The 19,590-nt window shown below is 60.7% G+C and carries 15 protein-coding genes; 8 read left to right on the top strand and 7 right to left on the bottom strand.

Annotated features, from left to right (window positions below; all coding sequences use genetic code 11):
• Positions 1-22: 22 nt before the first annotated feature.
• Positions 23-1,642: a ShlB/FhaC/HecB family hemolysin secretion/activation protein gene (locus tag IEX75_RS10595; protein ID WP_229720735.1), complete on the bottom strand. Its 1,620-nt coding sequence runs from the start codon at positions 1,640-1,642 to the stop codon at positions 23-25.
• Between the two features lie 657 nt (positions 1,643-2,299).
• Between IEX75_RS10595 and IEX75_RS10590 the strand changes: the two genes are divergently transcribed.
• The 3 genes from IEX75_RS10590 to IEX75_RS10580 are packed head-to-tail and all read left to right on the top strand — an operon-like array spanning position 2,300 to position 4,557.
• Positions 2,300-3,004: an STN domain-containing protein gene (locus IEX75_RS10590; RefSeq protein ID WP_229720734.1), complete on the top strand. Its 705-nt coding sequence runs from the start codon at positions 2,300-2,302 to the stop codon at positions 3,002-3,004.
• Positions 3,005-3,014: 10 nt separating this feature from the next.
• Positions 3,015-3,560, top strand: coding sequence for an RNA polymerase sigma factor (locus IEX75_RS10585; RefSeq protein ID WP_188794166.1), 546 nt, complete (start codon positions 3,015-3,017; stop codon positions 3,558-3,560).
• A 4-nt stretch (positions 3,561-3,564) separates the two neighbouring features.
• Positions 3,565-4,557: a FecR family protein gene (locus IEX75_RS10580; protein ID WP_188794165.1), complete on the top strand. Its 993-nt coding sequence runs from the start codon at positions 3,565-3,567 to the stop codon at positions 4,555-4,557.
• Between the two features lie 7 nt (positions 4,558-4,564).
• On the opposite strand, the gene IEX75_RS10575 is transcribed toward IEX75_RS10580, so the two are convergent.
• Positions 4,565-4,768, bottom strand: a complete 204-nt coding sequence (locus IEX75_RS10575) for a hypothetical protein (protein ID WP_188794164.1) — start codon at positions 4,766-4,768, stop codon at positions 4,565-4,567.
• A 228-nt stretch (positions 4,769-4,996) separates the two neighbouring features.
• Between IEX75_RS10575 and IEX75_RS10570 the strand changes: the two genes are divergently transcribed.
• The gene (locus IEX75_RS10570) at positions 4,997-5,575 is read left to right on the top strand and encodes an RNA polymerase sigma factor (RefSeq protein WP_188794163.1); all 579 of its coding nucleotides are present in this window, start codon (positions 4,997-4,999) and stop codon (positions 5,573-5,575) included.
• Positions 5,575-6,582 carry a FecR family protein gene (locus IEX75_RS10565; protein WP_188794162.1) on the top strand — a complete coding sequence of 336 codons (1,008 nt, stop codon included), beginning with the start codon at positions 5,575-5,577 and terminating at the stop codon, positions 6,580-6,582. The genes IEX75_RS10570 and IEX75_RS10565 overlap by 1 nt, the downstream gene beginning before the upstream one ends.
• An 8-nt stretch (positions 6,583-6,590) precedes the next feature.
• On the opposite strand, the gene IEX75_RS10560 is transcribed toward IEX75_RS10565, so the two are convergent.
• Positions 6,591-6,830 carry a hypothetical protein gene (locus IEX75_RS10560; RefSeq protein ID WP_188794161.1) on the bottom strand — a complete coding sequence of 80 codons (240 nt, stop codon included), beginning with the start codon at positions 6,828-6,830 and terminating at the stop codon, positions 6,591-6,593.
• Positions 6,831-7,080: 250 nt separating this feature from the next.
• Between IEX75_RS10560 and IEX75_RS10555 the strand changes: the two genes are divergently transcribed.
• The 3 genes from IEX75_RS10555 (at position 7,081) to IEX75_RS10545 (ending at position 14,050) form a co-directional block, all read left to right on the top strand.
• Positions 7,081-9,561 carry a protease pro-enzyme activation domain-containing protein gene (locus tag IEX75_RS10555; protein ID WP_188794160.1) on the top strand — a complete coding sequence of 827 codons (2,481 nt, stop codon included), beginning with the start codon at positions 7,081-7,083 and terminating at the stop codon, positions 9,559-9,561.
• A 366-nt stretch (positions 9,562-9,927) separates the two neighbouring features.
• On the top strand, positions 9,928-12,954 hold the full coding sequence (locus tag IEX75_RS10550) for a TonB-dependent receptor (RefSeq protein ID WP_188794159.1): 3,027 nt from the start codon (positions 9,928-9,930) through the stop codon (positions 12,952-12,954).
• Between the two features lie 325 nt (positions 12,955-13,279).
• Entirely contained in the window at positions 13,280-14,050 is a 771-nt protein-coding gene (locus IEX75_RS10545) for a polysaccharide deacetylase family protein (protein ID WP_188794158.1), read from the top strand.
• Here IEX75_RS10545 and IEX75_RS10540 read toward each other — a convergent pair.
• The 4 genes from IEX75_RS10540 to IEX75_RS10525 form a co-directional block, all read right to left on the bottom strand.
• Positions 14,047-14,229, bottom strand: a complete 183-nt coding sequence (locus tag IEX75_RS10540) for a hypothetical protein (RefSeq protein WP_188794157.1) — start codon at positions 14,227-14,229, stop codon at positions 14,047-14,049. The two genes, IEX75_RS10545 and IEX75_RS10540, sit on opposite strands and share 4 nt — an antisense overlap.
• 189 nt (positions 14,230-14,418) lie before the next feature.
• Positions 14,419-17,310, bottom strand: coding sequence for a TonB-dependent receptor (locus tag IEX75_RS10535; RefSeq protein ID WP_188794156.1), 2,892 nt, complete (start codon positions 17,308-17,310; stop codon positions 14,419-14,421).
• Between the two features lie 205 nt (positions 17,311-17,515).
• Complete coding sequence (locus IEX75_RS10530) at positions 17,516-18,826, bottom strand: sensor histidine kinase (protein WP_188794155.1); 1,311 nt, start codon at positions 18,824-18,826, stop codon at positions 17,516-17,518.
• A gap of 25 nt (positions 18,827-18,851) precedes the next feature.
• The gene (locus IEX75_RS10525) at positions 18,852-19,529 is read right to left on the bottom strand and encodes a response regulator transcription factor (protein ID WP_188794154.1); all 678 of its coding nucleotides are present in this window, start codon (positions 19,527-19,529) and stop codon (positions 18,852-18,854) included.
• Positions 19,530-19,590: the final 61 nt, after the last annotated feature.

The following is a 19,590-nucleotide window of genomic DNA, read 5'->3' as shown; positions in this document are numbered from 1 at the left end:
CAAAGTGGTTACAGCAAACTGGTTACAAGCCCGCTTTCACGCTGAAAAGCAGATGTCCGTCGTGCGCCCTGGTCTGCACGCCGGCCCGCAACGGGTAGGCGTATTCGACGTCACCGCTCAGGTCGTGGAAAACGGTGAACGACGTACCGACGCCAGTGCTGAGCAAGGTGAAGCGTCCGCGCTGCTCGGCCAGCGGATCGATCAACATCAGGCGCGCACTGTCGACGAACAGGTGGAAACGCCAGTCGTCAGCGAACGATCCGACCCACGCGTGGATCGATGGCGTACGCAACTCGACGGACGCGATGGCACCGTTGTCGGCGGTTTCTTCCGCCGACAGATAACCGCGCACGCTGCTCATGCCGCCGGCCGCGAATTGCTCGCTGGAAATCAGCGGCTGGTCGCTGGCTTGCGCGCTGGCTCGCGTCGCGACGGCAAAATCGCCGGCAAAACTGTGCACGTAGTTGAAATCAAACCGCAGGTCCGCAAAGTTGTCGCGCGCGTTGTAACGCTGGTTATCGAACGCCTGATTGCTGCTGCCTACGCCACGCCAGCCGAAGGTGCCGGTGAAGGTGAGGCTGGTGGTGGATTTGTCCGTCGTGCGCTGACCGGTATAAGCGGCCGACAGCGGGTAGTACGTCAGTGGCGCTTGCAAGGTGTTTCCACCGAGCGTGATGTTCTGTTCAAAATGCTTGCGGCTGACGCCGAAGGACACCATCTGCGTGTAATCCCCGCCCAGCACCGGCAGTTGATCGGTCGCTTGCAGGCTTACCGCATTGCCCTTGCCGAGCACCGTGGTGCCACCTAGCGTGTTGGCGTTGCTGTTGGATTTGTAAGCGGAGCCGAGCAGGCTCCAGTTCTTGCTCAAAGGCGCGAGGTATGACAGCGCATAAACCTCGGTGGCGTGCCGGTCCTGCGGCGCCACGATATAGGTGGCTGAAATGCTCTGCCCCAGCTGCCACAGGTTGTCGTAGCGGACCGTGGCGATGGTGCGTAAATCTGGCGTGTAGGCACTATGGTCGTTGTTGACTTCGACACTGGCGTGCAGCGGATAGGTGTCGTTGACCTTCAGCGTCACATCCATCGTTTGCGGCATGCTGCCGGGACTGAGCAACGGCACCACCTGCTGGCCGGGCTGACGGTTCAGATCCGTGAGCTCTTTCTGCACCTGGTTGAAGTTAGGCACGGTGCCCTGCGCGAGCGATGGCACCGCATCGCGGATTTCCTGCGGCGAGTGATACTTCGCGCCTTCTACACGCAGGCGGCCGATGCTGTTTTCCGCCACCTGCAGCAGGATCACGCCGTTCTTGACTTGCTGCGGCGGAATCTCAATCACCACCGACTGGTAGCCCTTGGACTGATACAGCTTCTGCAGCGCGTCGCGCGCGCCATGCACGTCATCCATGCTGCGCCCGGGGCCAAGATAGGGATCAACCGTGTTTTCTATGTCGTCCGGTTGCAGCAGCGTATTGCCGCGTACGAGGTATTCGTTGACCTGGAATTTGGCCGGCGCGGACGCAGGGGCCGGCGCGGTTTGATTATGCGTTTGCGCGGCCAGCGGACATGCCAGCGCAAGGCCGATCAGTGCCGTCAGCGGACGCGCCAGGCGCGCCGGAATCCTTCCCCCTTGCCGCATGCTCATTCGCTGCCCCGTGCTTGCGTCGACCTAAGGCGCCGCCGATATGTTCCCGATCGGCGCCACGAAGCTTCCGCGCCGCAGATAACCGAATCACGACAGCAGCGTGTCGGCTCTACAACACGTGGCAGATGCGTGTTTGATGTCCCCCTGCCACGTCCTTGTGGCATTCGCGGTCCTTGCAGCCGATGTCTCGTTTGCCTGATCACGCCATGCACATCCTGATCGCGACGGCATTTGGCCGTCCATTTGCAAGAGTCAAAATGTCCCCTCGCGCGAACGCCGGGCGCTGCGCGTGAAACAAAAAATTTGAGGCGGCGTCCCTGCCCGTCCACGACATCCATGCCCGAATAGACCCGCTTCTCACTTCGGGACTGAACCTTGTCACGAAAAATTCATGGAGCGGGCGTAGACAGGGTTTTTCGACATGTGGATGTCATGTGTCCGGACACACGACAGACCATCGGGTACCCTCCCCCTTGGGAGAGGGATAAAAACGTTTTCGCGCGATTCACTGTCATATTGCGCGCATAGTCTCTATGACTTGTCCAAGGAGGCCACACAACGTGCAGCGCTTTCGTAGCAAAGGGTTTTGATTACGTATTCCCACGGTTTGCGTGCGTGCGGTTTACATGTGTGCGGCTTCTATGTGGGGTGTGGTGTTTGACGCTGCCCTTGGCATCTCCCGCGGAAACAGCTTCCCCTGCGTCTCAGGCAACTTTGCCCTCGACTGGCTGGGCCGGCCCGCTCCGCATCGATGACAGCATCGCGTTCGACATACCGCCGCAGCCGCTGCTGACGGCATTGCGAACCTATAGCGAGATCACCGGACAGGCGGTGCTCGTCGACAACACGCTGGCGGAGGACAGGCAATCTCCCGGCGTGCACGGGAGTTTCAACAAGACCGACGCATTACAAAAGCTGCTCGCAGGGACCGGGCTGGTCGCGATGTATTCCAGCGACCAGGCGTTCACGTTGAAGCGCGCGGAGCCGGACGCAACCGTCGGCAGAACGGTGCGTGACATACCGGAGAGCCTTGGGGTGGAGGAAAGCGAAGTCGTGATCGAACACTACGCAGGAAAAATCCAGAAACCCATCGAAGCGGCGCTGTGCCAATCCGACGATACGCGCCCAGGCACGTATCGGCTTGCCATGCAGATATGGATCGCTTCGTCGGGTCACATCGAAAAAGCCAAGTTGCTCAGCCCCATCGACAGCCAGCGTGACTATGCCTTGCATCATGCGTTGAACCGGCTCGTGCTCGAGCCGCCGCCGCCAGGCATGCCGCAACCGATGACCTTGCTGCTGCTGCCCGAACACGCGAACGATGCTTCGGTATGCGCCACGGCGCTACCGGCTGCGCATTGAGGCTTTAGCCATGGAAACCTCGTCATTACCGCTGCTTCGCCTGTTCATGGAGCGCCGTCAGGAACTGCGGCGGCGCCTGAAAAACCGGCTGGGCTCCGACGAACTGGCCAACGATGCCTTGCAGGAAACGTATCTGCGCATCGAACGCATGGGTGACAGTTCCTGCGTATCGAGCAATCCGGCCGGCTATCTGTTCCGCATGGCCATCAACGTCGCGTCGGACCAGCGTCACGCCGAAGCACGCTACCTCACCGGCACCGAGGTGGAAGATCTGTTGAACGTCGGCGCGGATATGCTGGATCCGGCCAGGGTGGTGCATGCCCAGCAGGAAGTGCACGTACTGGAACGGGCACTGGACGAGTTGACCGAACGCCAGCGCGCCATCCTGATTGCCGCCCGCGTCGAGGATGTATCGCAGGAGGACATCGCCCGCCGGTTCGGTATCTCTGTGCGCATGGTGGGCAAGGAGCTGAAAAAAGCATTGGAACATTGCGGCAAGCGTCTCGATCGCAAAGTGATTCAGCGGTTCGGTCCTGGCGCGGGAAAAGAGTCATAGAGGTATGCCGATACTCGATCACATGGCCCATCGTCGTGCCGCGCTGCACAAGGAAGCGCAGCATTGGTTGCTGCGCCTGACGTCGGGTGCGGCCACGGCGCAGGATGCGCGCGCCTTTGAGCACTGGTGCGGACAAAGCGCCGCGCATGTGGAAGCGTTCGCGGAAACCCGTCGTCTGTGGGAAAACCTGGGACCGGCCACGCAGGCCTGGCTGGCCAGCGAACGGACACGCAGCGCGGTCGAAGCCCAACGCGCGGCAGGCCGGCCGCGGATGAGTCGCCGCGCCTTTCTCGGTGCGGCCGTTGCCGCATCGGCTGCGCTGGTGGTGGTGCATCCACCGCTGCAGCTGTGGCCCTCGCTGTCCGACATGGCGGCCGACTATCGCACCGCGACGGGTGAACAGCGCGAAGTGGATCTGGGCCAGGGCATCGTGGTGCAGATGAATACGCAAACCACCATGAACTTGCGCAAGTCGAACGGCCAGGTCACCGGCATCGATCTGTTGAGCGGCGAAATCCAGATAAAGGCCACTGCACCGGACACGCGCCCGATGAGCGTGTTTGCCGGCGGCGGCCGCATCGATGTCAGCACCATGGGCAAGTGCAACGTGCGTTGTGATGACGCCGGTGTGCAAGTCACCGGATTGGACGGCACCACCACGTTGCGCTATCAAGGACAAACCGCCGTGCTCAAGACGGCGCAACGCGCCGAGTTCGGGAACGGAAGCGTCGGCCAAGTGATGCCGGCGGATCTTGAAGTCACGATGGCCTGGCGGCGGCGCGTATTGATTTTCGACGGTCAGTCGTTGGCTGACGTGGTGCGTGAAATCAATCGCTACCGTCCGGGCAAGATCATCCTTGCCAACGATGATCTTGCCGCGCGCAAAGTACAGGCGCGGTTTTCGCTCAATCAACTCGCCGACGTGGCTGCGCTGATCCAGGATGCGTACGGTGCGAAAGTCACGTCGTTGCCTGGCGGAATCGTGATTCTGAGTTGAGCGGATGTCACTGGTCGCTGGAACGAATGAAGGACAAACCTTTGGATGTGAGTTGAAGTCTCACGCCACGTCCTGCTTCACCCAGTTCCTGTACCAAACCCATGGCAAGCAAACGCGAGGCGATCGATTCGGATACGGCCGACGTGCGCCCTTCCGCCACGCTTTCCAGGCCTGACACTTCATGTTTTTCAAGCTGTATTGCCACGTTCACGGAGGCATCGTCTCGCAACCTTGGATGGATCAAGCTTGCATCGGCATGTGTGACAAAATCCTCCCCGGCTTGTGAAACCGAAGTGGTGCCAACGGGAGTACTTCAGGTGCTTCCCAGGCAGGGAATCAAGCGTTTGAAGCAGCGGCCACGGCAACCACCCGATTTGCATACCACCCCGTTTTGCGCCACATTCGTCCCACGCTGAGTGGGGCAGGTAAGAAGACGGGGATGAAAGACAAGCGGGAGAGTGCGCCGATCGGGGGGCCGGGTATGCCGGCTATCGGAGCACATGACAACACGCATAGTTTCGAAACGTTCCTGCGCGGCCAGTTCCGTGGCCTGCTGCAGTTCCTGCGTGCGCGCACGGCCAGCGAGCAGGATGCGGAAGATGCGGCGCAGGAAAGCATGGCCAAACTGCTGCGGTATCGCGAGTCGGAGCCGCCGTCAGCCTGGAAACAGCTTTTGTACAGGATCGCGGTGAACGTGGCCCACGACCAGTACCGCGTTGCCCTGAGCCATCACAACAAAGACCACGTCGCGCTGGATGGCCTGGATATCGCCGCGGGCGAGCACACCCCCGAGCAGCGCGCGCTTTACGACCAGCAGGTAGCGCGCCTTTCCAAGGCGATTCTGGAGCTGCCACCCAAATGCCAGCGCGTGTACCTGCTCAAGCGCGTGCACGACATGAGCCATGCGGAGATCGCCAGCCGGTGCGGCATCTCGGTGAAGATGGTCGAGAAACACCTGGCCACTGCCCTTGCGCATTTGCGGCGCAAGGTAGGTGATTCTTCGACGGAAACGTTTTAATGAGCATGGACAGGGAAAATGCCAACGGGCGGATACCAACCGGCTCGCAAGACGAGGCGGAACAGTGGTTCGCGCGCCTGCTCGACAGGAACTGCCCGGCGGAAGAACGCGCCGCATTCGAGCGTTGGCGCAACGCCGATCCCGCGCATGCGGCGGCGTACCGCGAGCTGGAACAGCTATGGAAGCGCAGCGAGGCGGCGGTCAAGGATCCCGCCGTCATGGCGGCAGCATGGCGCGCCCTGCGTACCGAGCCAGATACGCGCGCGCCGCGTCGTTGGCTGCTCCCTGCCATGGCCGCCGGCCTGGCCATACTCATTGCAGTGATTGCCCTGCCCCGCTGGCTTGCGGCACCCGCTGCCGTGGCCAGCACCGCCTATGCGACCACAGCAGGCCAGCAGCGCACGGTGCAGTTGGAGGACGGCTCGTCGATCCTGCTCGACACCGATACCCAGATCACGGTGAGCTATAGCTCAAGCACGCGGCGCGTGGATCTGCTGCACGGGCAGGCGCAATTCAGCGTGCATGGGAATCATGCCTGGCCATTCGTGGTGCATGCGGGTAGCGGCACCGTCACCGCCGTCGGCACGCAATTCCAGGTGCGCCTCAACGATGGCTCCACCGATGTGGCGCTACTGCAAGGCAAGCTGGCCATTGCCACGCGGGCACCGGACGGCGCGATGCAAAGCGCGTCGCTGATCGGTGGACAAGGCCTGGCATTCGATGAAGACGGACGCATCACGCCGGTGTATCCGCTCGATCTGCAGCAGGCGCAAGGCTGGACGCAAGGCAAGCTGTTCGTGCACGACTGGCGGCTGTCGCGCTTGGTGCTCGAGATGAATCGCTATAGCCATACGAAGCTTTCGATTGGCGATCCATCGCTGCAGAACATCCATGTCAGCGGTATTTTCCGCACCAACGATCAGCAGACGTTCTTGCAGCTGCTGCAGCAGGGTTGGGCGATTCGCGCGAAGCGGGTGAGTGAAACGCAAGTTGTGTTGTTGCGTTGAAGGTTCACCTAGCGCGAATGCCGCGCACCTAAGAGTCCGCCGCAAAGCATTTCATCACCGTACGTCATTCCGGCGAAGGCCGGAATCCATGCTTCGTACTGGCGATGGATTCCGGCCTTCGCCGGAATGACGATTCGCGCTGAAACAGCATCGATGTGAGTGTCGCCTTTTTCGCAAATATGACAGCGAATCATGTTAATGCCTGCGCACGACATCGCTCGCGCTTCATGCGTATCAGTCCATGACATATCACGCAAACTCCTAGCAAGCTTGCACCTGTCAGGTAGGGTTGTCTTCTCCACCCACGTCTTAAAAACCGGCGACGCTACAACACGGCTTGCGTGGAGGGATCGAGGGGACGCAGCCGTCGTGCAGTGCATTCAACGTCGCCGGGCATCGCTGTGAATCGACCTGCCGCACGTGCGGCAACAACTATCGCATGGGGCTTGCGAGCCGCATCGGCTTCGTTCGCCCTTAAAAAATCGAGGGAGTTCATACATGTCGAAACATTTCGGGCTTTTGGGGATTCGTCCACTGCTGTTGCCGGCAGCCTTGTCGCTGGCCTTGCTGTCGACGGCGCACGCCACCGACATGCGGGTGGCCACGCGCACGCATGCCGGCATTCAAAACGTTGGCAACAACCTTTCCACGCTGGTGATGACCGGACATCCTTCCATCGACGCCACGCAAATCGCGCCGCTGGAAGCCAGCAAGGCGATGCACGTGGAAGTCAGCCTCAATCTGCGCAATGTTGATCAGCTGCAGAATTTTCTCGCGTCGGTGAACCAGCCCGGCAGCAGCAACTACCATCACTTTCTGACGCCGGCGCAGTTCAAGGCGCAATACGCACCGACGGATGCACAGGTGCAGGCCGTAGTCACGCACCTGAAGAGTTCCGGCTTCAAGAACATCAAGGTTGCGGCGAACAACTTGCTGGTCTCTGCAGACGGCACCGCTGCAAACGCGAATGCCGCGTTCAACGCCAACATGAAGACCTTCAGCTTCAAGGGCAAGCAGCATTTCGCCAACAGCACCGACGTGACGGTTCCGCAGTCGCTCGGCGGTATCGTGGATGGCGTGCTGGGCTTACAGGATTACGCCAAGCCGCACGTGATGTCGCATCGCATCAGCAGCGATGTCGCCAAGGCACAAGCTGCCGCTGGCGTCGTGGGCCACAACCCCACGGATTTTCCCAAGATCTATGACGCCGGCAGCACGCCGACCGCTTCCGACACCGTGGTCGGCATCATCACCTGGGGCGACATGACCCAGACGATCAGCGACTTGAACAGCTTCACCCAGAGCGCAGGCTTGGCGACGGTGAACACGGCCACCGTTGCAGGCGGCAGCGGCACGTTGGCCAACGACGGCGATCCCTCGGAATGGGATCTGGACAGCCAGGACATCGTGGCCATGTCCGGCGGCGTGAAGCAGCTGATTTTTTATGCGGCGATCAACGGCGACAGCCAGGACAGCCAGCTGACCGATGCCGCCATCACTGCCGCCTACAACAAGGCCGTGACCGACAATGTGGCGAAGGTGATCAACGTATCGCTGGGCGAAGACGAAACCGCCGCCAACAACTCCGGCACGCAGGCCGCGGACGACAAGGTGTTCGCGCAAGCGGTTGCACAGGGTCAGGTGTTCTCGATCGCCGCGGGCGACGCAGGCGTGTATCAGTGGTCGAGCGATCCGACCGAAGGCGCACCGGGCTACATCGCCAATTCGAGCGGCACGGTAGAGATCGATCTCAGCCACTATGGCGTCAGCGAACCGGCGACGTCGCCGAACGTGGTCGCTGTCGGCGGCACCACCCTGAGTACCAGCGGCACCACCACGTGGTCCGGTGAAACGGTGTGGAACGAAGGCCTGGCCGCCGTCGATCCCAACAACAACGACAACAACCAACGCCTGTGGGCCACCGGTGGCGGCGTGAGCTTGTTCGAAAGCGCACCCGCATGGCAGAGCACGGCGCTCGGCGCATCGGTCACCAAGCGCGAGCTTCCTGACGTGGCGTTCGACGCCGCATCCAGTTCGGGCGCGTTGATCGTGATCAACGGCCAGGCCAACCAGCAGGTTGGTGGCACCAGCCTTGCCTCGCCGCTGTTCGTGGGTTTGTGGGCACGTGTCGAATCGGCCAACAACAACACGCTCGGCCTGCCGACGCAGAACATGTACACCTACTTCCCGAAGGACGCCACGCCGCTGCATGACGTGACCTCGGGCAACAACGGTTACAACGGCTATGGCTACAACGCCGCCGCGGGTTACGACAACACCACCGGCTGGGGCAGCCTCGACATCGCCAAGTTCAACGCTTACGTCACCAAATATTGGGGCGGCACGAGCAGCGGCGGTGGCGGCAGCACCGGCACGCCGGTGGCGAACTTCACCGATACGGTGAACGGGCTGACGGTGAGCTTCACCAACAGCTCCACCGACACTGGTGCCACGATCAGCTCGTATGCCTGGAACTTCGGCGATAACAGCACGTCCACATCGGCCAGCCCCAGCCACACCTATACGGCTGCCGGCACCTACACCGTCACACTGACCGTCACGGACAGCACCGGCGCGACCAATACCAAGTCCACGTCGGTGACGGTGAGCAGCAGCAGTGGTGGCACCAGCGGCGTGTTCAGCAACACCAAGCAAGTGGTGATCAACGACAACGCCACCATTACCAGCAGCATCGCGGTGAGCGGTCTGTCCGGCAGTGCACCGTCCGCGCTGAAGGTGCACGCCAACATCACGCACAACTGGTCGGGCGACCTGACCATCGAGCTGGTGGCACCGAACGGCGCCTACGCCGTGCTGCAGAACCCCGACTACGGCGATGACGGCAACATCAATACTACCTGGACGGTAAATGCCTCGTCGGTACCGGCCAATGGCACGTGGAAGCTGAAGGTGATCGACAACGATCCGCAGTACTACGGCGACTACGGCACGCTCAACAGCTGGACCCTGACGTTCTGATCTTGAGTTTGGGCACGCAGGGACGCGTGCCAAGCTTGGCCATGTGGCTGGGACGGCAAGCTCAGCTTTTTTCTATCGATCCATCGCTGAGGTTGTCATCTGCGGCTGCCCTGAGCCGGTCCGTGCGCGTCGCGCGGACCGGCTCTTAGCTTATGGCGATGAGACCGCACGAACGTCCCGCCTTGCCCTATTATCGAACTGCCCGGACATGCGGGCGGGGACATGTCCCTTTGCGGGGATGGGACGGGGAGGCTGAAGAGCGGAATGCGCGGGAGCAGTGGGGGATGGATGCCGCGGATTCGTTTGCCGCGCATCAGGGATCACGTTGGAGCGCCCGCCTCCCTGCTTCGTCGCGGCGTCGCATGCTTGCGTCCGCTGCTGTTTGGCGGCATTGCCGTGATGTCCATGCCGCCTCCGGCGCTTGCCGGCGAATCCACGGCCAAGGCACAAACCTATACCGTCACCGCCGGACCTTTGCGCAATGCACTGGACGCGCTCGCCGCCCAAGGCGATATCCAGCTCGTCTACGATCCGGCCTTGGTCGCTGGCAAGATCACGCACGGCGTATCCGGGCGCCTGCTGCCGGCCGATGCGTTGAAGCAATTGCTGGCCGGCACGGGCCTGAGCTGGAAATCCATCAATGCCGCCACCTTCGTGCTGGAGCCCGTCGCGGCGCTTCATCAACCGTCCGAAGCGGCGGCGGCCAAGCACGCCGTTGTCGAACAACCCAAGACGCTCAACACCGTCACCGTTAGCGGCTCATTGATCAGCAACGCCGACATCCAGACGGCAACACCCACGATCACCATTACCGCTGCCGACATCCGTGCGCGCGGTTTCAACAACTTGTCCGACGTGCTGCAGAACCTGGTGCTGGCGACCGGTTCGGTGCAAGGGCCACAAGCGGCACGAACATTCACGCAGGGCGCCCAGCCGGTGAGCCTGTTCGGACTGGGGCCGCAGTTCACGCTGATTCTGCTGGACGGCAAACCGGTGGCGAACTTTGGACGCCTCTACAACGGCAGCATCAACTTCGCCAGCGTGGCGAATTTTCCCGTGGGCCTCATCGACCATATCGATGTGATGCCGGGCGGTGCTTCATCGATCTATGGCTCGCAAGCGATCGGCGGCGTGATCAACATCGTCACCAAATCGCACCTGGATGGTGGGGAAATATCGGTGCGCGCCGGCGGTTACTCCAACAGCGGCGGCGCCAATCAACGCATCAGCGGCGTGTATGGCCATGATTTCGGAAAGTGGCGCGTGCTCGGCGCGCTCGAATTCGACAGCGCATCGCCGATTTGGGGTTATCAGCGTTCCTTGACGGCCAACGATAGCGTGCCGGGGCTGCAGGCTGCCGTTCTCGACTACGGCACGGCTCATACGTTTACGGGTAACGCGCTTGGCAATCTAACGCCACCGAACGGTTGTGCCAGTCAGCTTTTTGGTGGCAGCACGATGCCTTTCCCCGCGCAGCCGCCTAGCCCTCCAGGTACGTATTGCGGCTCTCGCAAGGTCGATGGCTACACGACATACAGCAATCAGCTGCGCAATGTGGATGGCATGCTGAAGCTTGCCTACAAGGTCTCCGACCACGTCCGGCTTTATGGCGACGCGATGGTGAATTGGCAGGAGCAGCGTTGGTTCCCGGGTGTTTCCGATTGGGCGACTGACGATTTTCCGCACCAATTGGTCGAAGACGCCACCACTGGCCATTACTTGTATTTCGAAAAATCCTTTGCGCCGGAAGAAATGCCTGGTGGCGTGGTGGGACAGATGGATCGGCAGAATGATCTGCTCTACCAGGCCGATATCGGCGCCAACGGACGCTGGGGCGATTCGGGCTGGGATTGGGATATCTATTACCTGCGCACTGGCGACCGCACCGAAGTGGTCGAACCCTTGTGGATCAAATCGAAGATCGATGCGGTCTTCGGAAACATGCTCGGGCCGCTGGTAGGTGTCGATCCGCAAAGCGGTGTGAACATGTATAACCCTGATTATGCGGCCTTCTTTCGGCCCATCACGCCCGCGCAATATGCAAGCTTCGCACGCGGCGTCGATGAATTCAGCAATACCTGGATCAACGATACGCGCGCCACGCTCAGCAATGCATCGCTGTTTGCGCTGCCGGGCGGCGACGCGGGGTTTGCCGTGCTGGCCGAGGGCGGTAGCGAAGCGTGGTACGAGCCGCTCAATCCGCTATTCACACAAGGCGACATCTTCGAGCATGCGGCCACCGGTGGTGGCGGACAGCGGTTCCACGCGGCGACCGCCTTTGAATTGAACTTGCCGCTGTTGAAGTCACTGACCTTGGATCTGTCCGGCCGTTACGACTATTACTCGGTCGACCGAAGCGGCGACAGCCGGAAGTTCACGTACAAGATGGGGGTGGAATACCGACCCGTGGATAGCTTGCTGTTGCGAGCCAACTACACCACCTCGTTCAAGGCGCCGGATCTTTCTTCCATCTTCCTGGGGCCGACGGATTTCTACACGACCGCCACCGACTACTACTTCTGCGCCCAAGCGCACAGCGCGACCTGCGGTACGGCTTATCAATACAACATCCAAGGCACGACGCTGGCCAATCCGAAGCTGCAGCCCACATCGGCACAAAGCTGGACCACCGGCGTGGTGTGGTCACCGATGGATGGCGTCGATCTCAGCCTCGATTACCTGCACATCGCCATTCAGAATGAAGTGGTGCAGCAGGATGTGGATCTGCTGCTGCGCACGGATGCGCAATGCCTGCTCGGCCAGCTTGACGCCACCTCGGCCGCATGCCGTGCTGCGCTCAACCAGGTGCAGCGCCAAGGCAGCCATGGCTCGATTGACAGTGTCACTACGTATTACGCGAATCTCGCCAATGAAGTGACGAAATCCATCCTGGGCAATGCACGCTACCGCTTTGCCCTCTTTCATCTCGGCATGGTCACGCTGCAGTTCGATTACAACGACATGCTGCACCACACCTATCAGCTTGCACCGGGCCAGGCACCGATCAACCAGCTTGCCAACGCGCTGTACAGCACGGAATTCAAGAGCATCACCAGCGGGAGCATCACATGGACCAGCCCGGGTGGGCGATGGAGCAGCACGGTGTATGGACACCGCTACGGGCCATCGCCCAATTATGTCGCCACCAACGTGGGCATCGGCTCGCTTGGCGCAGCCCGCGTATCCCCGTGGATCACCCTCAATGCCAGCGCCACTTATCACCCCACTCGCAACCTTGCGCTATCCCTGCTGATCAATAACCTCGCCAACAAGATGCCGCCCAACGATATGGGCTACGTGCAATATCCCTATTTCAACGACCTGAACTACAACATTTATGGGCGGGAATTCATGCTGCAGGCGGATCTGCGGCTGGGGCGTGTTGGGCACTAACAGACACGGCGTGTCACATCTTCACGTCTTCTACACAAGTCACAGCAGGCCACCGCAGTCAGCTATGTGAAGGACGGTGCCGAGCGCCGATTGCCTTCGAAGATCTTCTTGTCAAATTCGTCACGTCTTCGCGATGTGAAGGCCGCTCCTGACATCCTGGAGGCAGGGTTAACATGCCTTGGCATGGCACGTGCATCAACGCCGTTGCCAACGACGTAAGACGATGAATCAGGGGCACGGACACTACGACCTTTGGCAGGACTCCCGGCGCCGGCTTTTCGCGCAGGCGCGGTGAGTGACGACTCTACCTGATGAGTAAGCTGCCATGATGTTGGCGTTGTATATCTACCGCCGTTATGTCGCACTTTGCGGAATATTGATGACGTTCGTGCTTTACGCGATGTTGCTGACCGCGTATCACATGGCGACGCCGCGTTTCGTGCTCGATCCGGAAATGAACGGCATCAAGCACGCGAGCAGCTTCAGCTTGCGCAAGGTCAGCGACATGCTGGCCGGCCGCAAATATGCGGTGCTGACCTTCGATGACGGCCCTTACGGCCACGGCCTGGATGAGCAGATCCTGGCAACGCTGCAGAAGCATCATGCCCATGCCGTGTTTTTCCTGGTATGCAGCCACATCAATAACGATACGCGCGGCGAGCTTGCCAAGTTCGAGAGCGCCGGCGATGTGATCGGCAACCACACGTACGATCACCCGAATCTTGCGCAGCTTTCGCAGCCCGACATCAGGAATCAGATCGAAAGCTGCAACCAGCGCATCGCCGACGTAACCGGCAAACGCCCCAACTATTTCCGGCCGCCGTTCGGCTCGACCACGCCAGCGATTACCACCGTGGTGAAGTCGCTCGGCATGCAACAGGTGCTATGGAACGCCAACAGTGAAGACAGCTGGGTCAAACAGCCCGAACAAATGATGTATTTCAGCCTTACGCAGACGGAAGACCAGTCCATTCTGCTGATGCACGAAACGCCTCTCACTGCCGCCGTGCTCGATGACATGCTCACCCAGCTCGAGCAGCGTGGCTTTCAATTCGTGCTGCCGGATCAGCTGTCCGACAACACGGCGATCAACTAACGCGGCACTCGCAAGGAAGAGTTGCGCAGCGCGTCTTCGTGCTGCGCTTCGTCGTGAGCGGCGATTTCTTCCATATCCAAGGCACTGTGATGCGGACCATGCATGCCACCCGGCGGGTTGACTGCATCCGTGCCGCCTTCCTTGTTGATGCTGGTGTCGGCGTTGGGCTTGGTGGTCATGCGGGACTCCTGCGAGGATCCGCGTATTGTTGCATGGGTTTGGCACGCGTAGATCAGCGTGCCGGCGGCCACGCGATGAAAATACGCTTCCCCTACGACTCTCATTTCGGCCAATGCGGAATGTGCCGCGGTGGACGGAAAAAACCGTGGAGATATCAGGGTTCGCACCCAACCTGCGCGGCGTGCGCATCAGAGGTGGATGCGCACACCGGCCGTAAAGGTTTGATCGTAGAACTCGCGCTGAATCGGGCGGTTGTCGTTGGAAGTTTCCGTAAACCGCAGCTTGGTGTTGGTGAGGTTCTTTGCGCCAAAGTACACCGACAGAGTGTCGTTGAAGGCATAACTGGCGCCGAAATCCAGCGACGTGCGCGCTGACGAATACTGATCGGCATAAACACTCGACGGCGTGCCATCCGCGTTGGTGTACAGCGGCCCGCCCAGCGCAAAGATGTTCTTGCTTTCGTGATAAGCGCCAAGATCCAAACGCAGGCCCTGATACTCGTAGGTCAACGAGAAGTTGGCCGTATCGCGCGACGTGGACGGCAGCATCGAATACAAGCCGGGATGGATCTGAATACGGGAATCGACGTAGGTGAAGTTGGTATTCACGCCAAGGCCGCTGAGCGCACCGGGCAACCCGCGGAAGCGGTCGACATAGACCAGCTGGAGACCGCGTGCGAATGCCGAAGAGATATTTTCATAGCTGCTGAACGTGACCAATGTGCCCGGCGTGAATACGTCCAGGATGCCTACCGGGTTGTTGATGGTCTGGACCGACGCCAGCGGCACGATGTAATTGGTCAGCTCCTTGTCGAAGAAACCCGCATAAGCCAGGCCACCTTCGGGCAAGTAGTATTCGAAGGAGGCATCGATGTTGTCGCTGTAGGTGGGCTTGAGCGCCGGGTTGCCCTGCGACACCACATTGTTGACGTCGTCCACCTGCGTGGAGGGCGTCACCTGCTGGAAACCCGGGCGAGCGATGGTCTTCGAATACACCACGCGGCCGATCAGGTCCGGCTGGAAGCTGTATTTCAGCTGCAGCGAAGGAAACACATTGCCGTAATTGCGCTGGGTGATGTTCGGCGAGTAGCTGACCAGATTGCCATTGTTGGTGATGACGTTCATGCCTTCATAACGCGCTCGCGTCGCCTCGTAGCGCACGCCGCCGAGAATGCTCAACTTGTCGACCGGCTGGAACTGGTATTCGGCGTAGCCGGCAAAGATGTTCTCGCGGTCGCGACCCCGCGATTGCAGGTCGGCAAGAAAATCATTCGCCGTATTTTCCGTGAAAATGCCGGGGTTGCTGGTGAGCAGATTGATGATGGTTTGCGGATTGATCAGCGGACCGATGTCGTAGTGGCCGTCGTAGTAGGTGATCGGACCGCCCTGTATGGCATCGGACAATGGCAAGGCCGGCGGGTTGTAGTCGAAGTTGTCTTGCGCGTTGTGGCGGCTGCGCACACGTGCATTCACGCCGAACTTGATGAATTCGTCCGTGCTGGTCGAAAACCAATGCGTAGGCACGGTGACGTTGTCACCAAGGTTGTATTCCTGGTCGTGATCGTGTTCGCTGCCGTTGCTGAAGTCGCTCAGGGTGTAGCCGCTCGGGTTGGCCGGGTTCTGTCCCTGCAGGATGCTGTAGCTCGGGTAATTAGGCCGCGTGATGTTGTCGTACGCGATGATCGCCTGGCCGGAGCCATCGGGATTGCCGGGGTTCGGGCTGCCGCTGACGAAGGTTGAGTTGTAGTCGTACGGCTTGTTGTACGAGCCGATCGACATCGCCACGTGATAATCCGTGCGCCAGCTGTGGAAATCGTTCTGGCCGCCGATCATGGCGACGCGCGAATCAATGGTTTCCTTTTCGTGCTCATTGCCGCGTTGATAGGCGGCATCGTCGATCAGGCCATTCGGATTGTTGGGATCGACCACCGGTGCGCCGGCAAAATTGAAAATCAGATTGTCGCGGCTCTTGCGCTCGGTATAGCCGGCATCGAAGTAACGCGCGAACCACTTGTTGTCTTCATCCGGTTGGAAGTCGAATTCCACGCCATAGCCCAGGCGCGAGCGCTGATAGTTGTAGTAACGCTGGTCCAGCGCTGAAAACGCCTTGTCCGGCACCCCTGCGCCCTGCTGATCGACATAGCCTGCTTCGACATCGTCGATGGCACGATGATCCTGGTAATAGTTCACCGTACCGATGACCGTGAACGGCTTGTAGTTGGCGCTGGGGCCGAAGCGCAGGCCGCCGGTCATTTCGTAATTGTGGATCGGTGTATCGCGCAGATTCTCAAGGCCGGTGCCCAGTTGCAGGTCGATGAACTGGTCCTTGTCCTTGGGCATCTGCTTGGAGGTGATTTCGATGGTGCCGCCAAGCGCCTCGGCGTCCTGGTCAGGCATATTGGTATTGGTCACAGTCAGCGAACCAACCAGACCCGCGGGAATGGAATCGAACGCCACGGCACGGCCACCACCTGATGGCGTGGCGACGTTCGTAGGCATCATGCGCACGCCGTCGAAGGTGGTGCTGTTGAGGTCGGCGTCCAGGCCGCGGATGTTGACGAAGCGGCCTTCACCGGTGTCGGTTTCCAGCGAAACACCGGGCAAGCGGCGTACGGCTTCACCCGCGTTCACGTCCGGCAAACGCTCGATGGCGGCCTGCGGCTGCACGAAGATCATGTTTGGCGCTTGCTGCTGTTGCGCGCGCGCCTGTTCGTCGGGCGTAGCCGCAGCAAACACACTCACCTGACCGAGCGATGTCACGGCGTTGCCGACCACAAAATTCTCGACCGCCGGCTTGCGCTCCTGCACGGTGACTTGCCGTTCCAGCTCACCCTGCCCCGGCACGCTGATCACCAAGGTGTAAACACCCGGCGCCACATTGGCTAGGCTGAAATTGCCGTTGCGGTCGGTGGTGGCGGTGCGCTGAGCTTCGCGCAGTTCAATGTGGGCACCCGCGACAGGTGCATGGGTATTGGCCGCCTCGACGTGACCATTGACGCCGCTGGGCGCCGCCAGCACCACGGTGGGCAGCGCCAACACCATCAAGCCCAGAGCCTTACGGCAAGCACGTGCAAGAGACATCACTTTTTCCTCGCTGCTGACGGCACGTGGGCAGTCCTCACCCGGACTAACCACGGAAGTCATCAACGTAGGCGGGCGCGATGACAGCGAGAATGCAGTCACTATACGGATTCGTAAGCTTCCGGCTGAGCTTCACGTAGGTTGGGGTGCAAGCCCCAACATGGCGCTAGCGCGAGCATGGCAACGTTGGGGTTTGCACCCCAACCTATGTGAAGCGTATTTCGACTGCCAATCCCGGCTGACGATCCAACAGGGTCAGCGGTATGCGGTGCAATTCGGCAATAGCTGCCACCAATGCCAAGCCAAGGCCGCTCCCGGGTGACGTGCGACTGCTGTCCAGGCGCACGAAGCGGTTGAACACGCGCTTACGGTCTCCCGATGGAATGCCGGGACCGGTGTCTTCGATGCAGCCGACAACGCCCTGCATGGTCTGCATCAGCGAAACCGTGATGCGTGTTCCCGTCGGCGTGTGATGAATTGCGTTTTCGATCAGGTTGGCGAGCATTTGCGTAAGCAGTGCGCGATCACCCTTGAAGGCAAGCCCCGGTTGTATCTTGGCATCGACACTGCGTCCGGCATCTTCGGCCACCGGCCGGTAGACCTCGGCCATCGATACGAATAGCTCTGACAGATCCATGGCGGAGAAACCTGCCTTGCGTTCCCGTGCCTGGATCCGTGAAATGCGCAACAGCGCGCCGAAGGTGGCCAGCACATGGTCGACTTCCGCGATGCAACCTTCGATGGCCTGGCGTTGCTGCGCCGGTTCGCGCTGCTCATCGCATGCCGATTCCAGGCGCTGGCGCAAACGGGTAAGCGGTGTGCGCAGATCGTGCGCGATGTCGTTAGACACTTGCCGCATGTTTTCCATCAGCGTGTGCATGCGCTCGAGGATGCGGTTGAGCCGTCCAGCCAGCTGAACAAATTCCTCACTGCCCCGCTTCAGGCGCAAGGGACCGGCTTCCTCGCCGGCGACGATGCGTTCGGCACGCGCGCTCAGGTTGTCGACGGATTTCACGAACACGTGTCCGGCAATACCGCCTGAAAACAGGGCGAACAACATCGCCGCACCGACGCTCACGAAGAAGTAGCGCCCGAGATTTTCGTCGAGCTCGCCGATGTCGCGGTTGTCCCGCCCTACCGTCAGCCAGCGTCCGCCGTCCAATGGCGTTACCAACAAGTCCACCTGTGAGGCGTGATGCGCGTGAATGCCGATCGTGTCGTGAATCGGTACGCGTTGCCAGCCGGCGGTGGTGGGATGAAACAGCAGATTGCCAGCCACGCGCTGTCCGTGTTCGTCACTCAGCAAGTAATAATCAGCACCTTCCTGCTTGACCGACAAACGCTGCCGGATCTGCGGCTCGAGCATGCCGTCGCGCGCCGCTTCGCGCAGGCTCGCGGTTTCCATTTGCACGGCGATGCGTAATTGATCGGCTACATACGTATGGATTTCACGCCATACCAGGCCAAACAGGCCGGCGACGACACACGCGAACAGCATGGCTTGCAGCACAGCCATGCGAAAAGTCGCCGTACGGATGAAGCTAGTCGGGCGCACGCAGGCAATATCCAGTGCCGCGAATGGTATGCAGCAGCGGCACGGCATAGCCGCGATCGATCTTCGCGCGCAGGCGGCTGATATGGGTTTCGACCACGCTGGTTTGCGGATCGAAATGAAATTCCCACACATGCTCAAGCAGCATGGAACGCGTCACCACTTTGCCGGCTTGCGTCATCAGGTATTCCAGCAGGCGAAATTCGCGCGGCTGCAATTCGATCGGCTGCTGCGCGCGGTACACCTCGCGCGTACGCAAATCCAGCTGCAGGTCAGCCACGCACAGTCGCGTGTGCGTATCGAGTGGCGGAACCCGGCGCGCCAGCGCGCCGATGCGCGCCTTCAGCTCACTGAGCGCAAAAGGTTTGCCCAGGTAATCATCCGCGCCCGCCTCCAGCCCTTCCACGCGCGAATCGCACTCGCCCAAGGCCGAAAGCATCAGCACCGGCATGTGCTTGCCTTCCGCACGCAAATGACGCACCAGCGAGACGCCGTCGATGTGCGGCAGCATGCGGTCGACCACCAGGAGATCGTAATCGCCGGTATGCGCCAGCCGCCAACCGGCAGAGCCATCGTGCGCGCAATCGACGGCTTCAACCGTGCCGGAGAGGCTGGTTTTCAGATAGGCGGCCGTTTCGAGATCGTCCTCCACCACCAGGATCCGCATGGTTCCTCCGCCGTTGCAATGCGGTCGGCACCGGCAAGATGAACCGGTGCCGGCGACCCTG

The organism is Dyella nitratireducens, assembly GCF_014642835.1.
Classification (GTDB): domain Bacteria; phylum Pseudomonadota; class Gammaproteobacteria; order Xanthomonadales; family Rhodanobacteraceae; genus Dyella_B; species Dyella_B nitratireducens.
The sequence above is the reverse complement of the archived record's forward strand: the minus strand, read 5'-3'. Positions and strand labels throughout refer to the sequence as shown.